The 1,643-nt window shown below is 43.5% G+C and carries 2 protein-coding genes; both read left to right on the forward strand.

Annotated features, from left to right (window positions below; translation table 11 throughout):
• Positions 1-89 (forward strand): IS3 family transposase (locus tag ACO0KV_RS18305; protein ID WP_423044585.1); only part of this gene is annotated, 89 nt, incomplete at its 5' end.
• A 360-nt stretch (positions 90-449) separates the two neighbouring features.
• Positions 450-1,463 carry a porin gene (locus tag ACO0KV_RS18310; protein ID WP_423044583.1) on the forward strand — a complete coding sequence of 338 codons (1,014 nt, stop codon included), beginning with the start codon at positions 450-452 and terminating at the stop codon, positions 1,461-1,463.
• Positions 1,464-1,643: the final 180 nt, after the last annotated feature.

Here is a 1,643-nt window from a genome sequence, read left to right on the forward strand (position 1 = left end):
ATATTCGATACTATAATCATGACCGCATCAAAATGAAATTAAAAGGGCTGAGTCCTGTGCAATACAGAAATCAGCCCTTAGTAGCATAGCAATTAAACTGTCCAACTAAATGGGGTCAGTTCATTCGTGAGGCTTTTATTTTTTTCTTCTCTTGGATTATTTTTTTTTAATCATCTCCATGGATTTGGAAATGCAAACATCGAAGCCAAAAGGGTTTGAAAATTGTCTTTAATATAATTTTCGTTGCTAAAGTGAGACATTTTTAGGTTAAGTTCTGGTAATAAGGGTGAATTTGCTTGGCTGTAGGCCGTCATATTTGGTCAAATACGTTAACTTCTCATTTGCCGAATAAGTAGTTTTAAGTATTAGCACGACGCGTCGACATTGTTTGAATAAGTTGTCTCGTGCTTCATCAAGTTGTTTTGTATTCAAATCCTTTGGAGAAAAAAATGAAAAAATCACTTATCGCTCTGTCAGTATTGGCAGCTATCTCTGGTGTAGCGCAAGCGCAATCCAGTGTAACAATCTACGGTGTCGTAGACATGGCTTTCCAAGCTGAAAGCAAAGCTGGCGTTAAAAAATACGCTATCGATAGTGGCGAGCAAGCTGGTTCCCGCCTGGGTTTCAAAGGCACTGAAGATCTGGGTGGCGGTCTGAAAGCAATCTTTGATATCGAAGCTGGTATCTTGGGTGATTCAGGTGCATCACAAGGTGGCCTGACATTCGGTCGTCAATCATGGGTTGGTTTGACAGGTGACTTCGGTACAGTCAAAGCTGGCCGTCAATACACACCACAATTCTACTTCTACGATGCAGTTGACCCATTTGATCTGGGATTCACTTCCGGCCACGCTGGCGCATCTACATCCACAGGCGGCGTATTTGGCTTCTTGACTGGCAACACAGCATGGCGCGTGAACAACAGTGTTAGCTTCCAATCCGCTAACATCGAAGGTTTCAGCGCAATGGCATTGTACGGTGCTGGTGAGCAAGCTGGTGACAACTCTAAAGGTCGTTCCCTTGGTGTAAGCGGCCAATATACAGCAGGTCCATTATATGTTGGCGCTGTTTATTACAAAGCTAACGACAACTTCGGTGGTGCAGTAAAAACTGGTTTGTTGGGCGCTACATACGATTTTGGCGTTGCGAAAGGTGCATTCGGATATGCAACAGAAAAATCTGCTGATAACACACTGAACACTAAAGGTTACACATTTGGTGTAACAGTTCCAGTAACAGCAGCTGACAATATTTTGGCGACTGTTGCACGTTTGAAAGATGATGTTGCAAACGGTAACAGCACACAATTCGCTATCGGTGCAACGCATGCATTGTCCAAGCGTACCAACTTGTACACTTCTGCATCTCGCGTAAGCAACGACGCTGGTGTTGATGGTGGTGGTTTGGCTGGTAAAGGCGCAAAAGACTACTTGTTCAACTTCGGTGTTCTGCACTCCTTCTAATTATTGGCAGGCGTAAGCCTGCTGGTAAGATGAATGAAAATAAAAAAAGCACCTTCTGAACTGCACCCCAAAAGTTGGACACCCGTCCTAACTTTTGGGGTGTTTTCATGAGTAAATACACAAAGCAATTCAAACTGGCCGTTGTTAAACGGTATCAAGAAGGTTCAGCGGGTTATCAAG

The sequence above is a fragment of the Undibacterium sp. RuRC25W genome, from assembly GCF_049339825.1.
In the GTDB taxonomy this organism is placed as follows: domain Bacteria; phylum Pseudomonadota; class Gammaproteobacteria; order Burkholderiales; family Burkholderiaceae_D; genus Undibacterium.